Raw genomic sequence first — 2,901 nt, 5'->3', positions numbered from 1 at the left:
CCATCGCCTTGAGCACGTCGTTGAAGTTGAGTCCGGCGGCGGCCACCTCGATCTGCACCTGGCCGGGGCCGGGCGGCACGCGTGCGGAGAGCACCGGCGTCAGGCTGCCCAGGTGTCCCTGCACCGACAGCAGCCGGTAGTTGCCGTCGGCGGCGGACCGGTCGAACGGGTGCGGACGCGCCGGCGTGGCCGTGGGCGCGCGCCACGGGACCAGCCGGGGCACGTAGCGCCGGCCGCCGCGCAGCGCGACCTGCTCGCCACCGGGCCGGTGCAGCAGTTCGTCGACCAGGCCGGGAACGCCGTGCCGCCCGTCGGCCGGGTCGAGGTCGACGATCGTGGGGCGCAGCTCGGCGTGTTCCAGCGCGACCACCCGGGCCAGTCCCCAGAGGCCGCCCTGGGCCGGGTCCGGCGCGCCCGCGTCGGCGGCGACCACCTGCGCGCCCCGGGTGGCCAGCACCAGCCGGGGTGACCGGCCGCCGACCTCGGTGAGCGCCCGCACCAGATGCGTGACGGCGACCGGACCGAGCAGTTCGAGCCGGTCCAGTGGGGTGTCCGGCAGGTCGGCCGGGCTCTGCTCGGTGAGGCGCACGTCGAGGCTCCACGCGTGCAGCACTCCGGCGCACGGCTCCGGCCGGGCGGCACGCAGGTCGGTCAGGAGCGTCACGAAGTCCGCCGGCCGGGCCGGGTCGACCTCGTACCGATCCAGGGCAACCTGCCGGTAGGCGTCACCGGGTGCGACGGTCACCGTGTCCACGCCCCGGCCGGACAGCGCGGCCCGCAGGTCGCCGCCGACCGGGTCGGCGCCGGTGAGCAGCAGCCACCAGCCGCCGGTCTCCGGCGTCTGTGCCCCGTCGGTGGCCTCCTGCCAGGCCAGGTCGAGCAGCGCCTCGCCGACCGGGTCGGCCGGGCCGGAGCCGGCCAGCCGGCGCAGCCGCACGCCGGCGATCTCGCCCACCGGGTCGCCGGCCGCGTCGTAGAGCACCACCCGGGCGCCGTCGATCTCCGGGCCGTCGGTGGCGGCCCCGCCCACGGTGGCGTGCGCCCACCGGGGTACGCCCGGGCCGGCGGCGAGGGCGAAACGCTCCACCCCCACCGGCAGGTACGTCCCGTCGTCGGCGCCGGTCATGGCCGCCGCCAGCACCTGCAGGCAGCTGTCCAGCAGGGCGGGGTGCACCAGGTACGGCTCCCGGTCGCCGGTCAGCTCGGCCGGGTCGCGCAGTTCGGCGACCGCCTCGCGCTCGCCCTGCCAGAGCGCGGCGACGCCCTGGAAGGCGGGGCCGTAGCGCAGGCCGGACCGGGCCAGCCGGGCGTAGTGCTCGGCGCTGTCCCGCTGCTCGCCGCAGCGCGAGCGGACCGTGGTCAGCGGCTCGACGGCGCCGGCCGGGAACGGCTGCGCGGCGCCGTACCGGCCGTGCGCCACCTCGTTCCAGGCGTCGTCCGGTCCGCGGCTGTAGATCCGCAGCGTGCCGCCGGTGGCGGTCTCCGGGAGCAGGACGAGTTGGACGGTGTCCGCCTCGGCCAACTCCTCGACGAGGGTGACCCGGGTCAGTTCGATCCGCTCGACCACCGCGGCCGGATCGTCGAGGAGCCGCCGGGTCGCCGCCAGCGCCGCGTCGAGAAGCAGGCTGGCCGGCAGCACCGGGCTGTCCTCGACGACGTGGTCCCGCAGGTAGCCGAACCCGGCCAGGTCGAGCCGGACGCCTAAGTGGTGACCGCCCGGATCGGCGGCGCACCGGACGTACGTCTCCAGCACCGGGTGCCCGCGGTGGGCGGTGCGCCGCGTCCGGGGGTACTCGTCGGTGATCCAGTGCCGCTCCCGCTGCCACGGGTACGCCGGCAGCGCGGCCATCGGCACGACCGGCCCGTACATCCGGCGCCAGTCGACCGGGCAGCCGGCGGTCCAGAGGCGGCCCAGCTCACCGAGGACCGTGGCCCGGCTCGGCTCGTCGCGCCGCAGCGAGGCGACGACGACGCCGTCACGCTGCTGGCGGGCGATGCGTTCGGTGACCGGGCCGCCGAGCATGGGATGCGGGGAGATCTCCACGAACACGTCGTGCCCGGCGTCGACCAGGCGGGTGACGGCGGTGTCGAACAGCACCGGCCGGCGCAGGTTGTCGGCCCAGTACGCGGCGTCGAGCGCGGCGCCGTCGATCGGCCCGGCGGTGACCGTGGAGAGCATCGGCACGGCGGCGGGACCCGGGGTGAGCCCGTCGAGCAGCGCGCCGAGCTCGGCGCGCAGCGGCTCCATCTGTGGGCTGTGCGAGGCGTAGTCGACCGATTCGAGCATCCGGCAGAACGTCCCCTCGGCCGTCAGCGTCTCGGCGAGGGCGGCCAGAGCCGCGCCGTCGCCGGAGAGCACAGTGGACTCCGGTCCGTTGGTGGCGGCGACCGAGACGGCGCCCGGCCGCCGCTCGGCGAGCAACTGCTCGGTCCGGTCGAGCGGGAGGCCGAGCACCGCCATCCGCCCGTTGCCGATGGCGGCGCGGATGACCCGGCCCCGCTGGCGGGCGACCCGCATCGCGTCGGCGATGCCGAGCGCGCCCGCGACCTGGGCGGCGGCCACCTCGCCGACGCTGTGCCCGACCACGGCGGCCGGCTCGACGCCCCAGGAGCGCCAGAGCGCGGCCAGGGCGATCTGCACGGCGGTCAGCGCGGGCTGGGCGACCGCCGGGTCGTCCAGCAGACTCGCGTCGTCCCGGCCGGTGACCAGGTCGAGCAGGGAGAAGTCGACGTACTGCCGCAGCGCCCGGTCGCACTGCGCGAACGTGTCGCGGAACGCCGGCTCGGCGAGCAGGTCCTCGGTGATCGGCCACCATCGGGGCCCCTGGCCGGAGAACACGAAGACGGGCTTCGGGCGCCGGGAGACGCGCCGGGCGCCCCACGACAGCCCGGGCCGTTCCG

At 76.8% G+C, this 2,901-nt stretch carries 1 protein-coding gene; it reads right to left on the bottom strand.

What is annotated here, in order from left to right; all coding sequences use genetic code 11:
* Positions 1-2,901 (bottom strand): acyltransferase domain-containing protein (locus tag KBX39_RS27810; RefSeq protein ID WP_210873341.1); only part of this gene is annotated, 2,901 nt, incomplete at both ends.

This window comes from Micromonospora sp. D75 (genome assembly GCF_018070405.1).
In the GTDB taxonomy this organism is placed as follows: Bacteria; Actinomycetota; Actinomycetes; order Mycobacteriales; family Micromonosporaceae; genus Micromonospora; species Micromonospora chalcea.
Note: the sequence above shows the minus strand (reverse complement) of the source record. Positions and strands in the feature narration are given on the sequence as shown.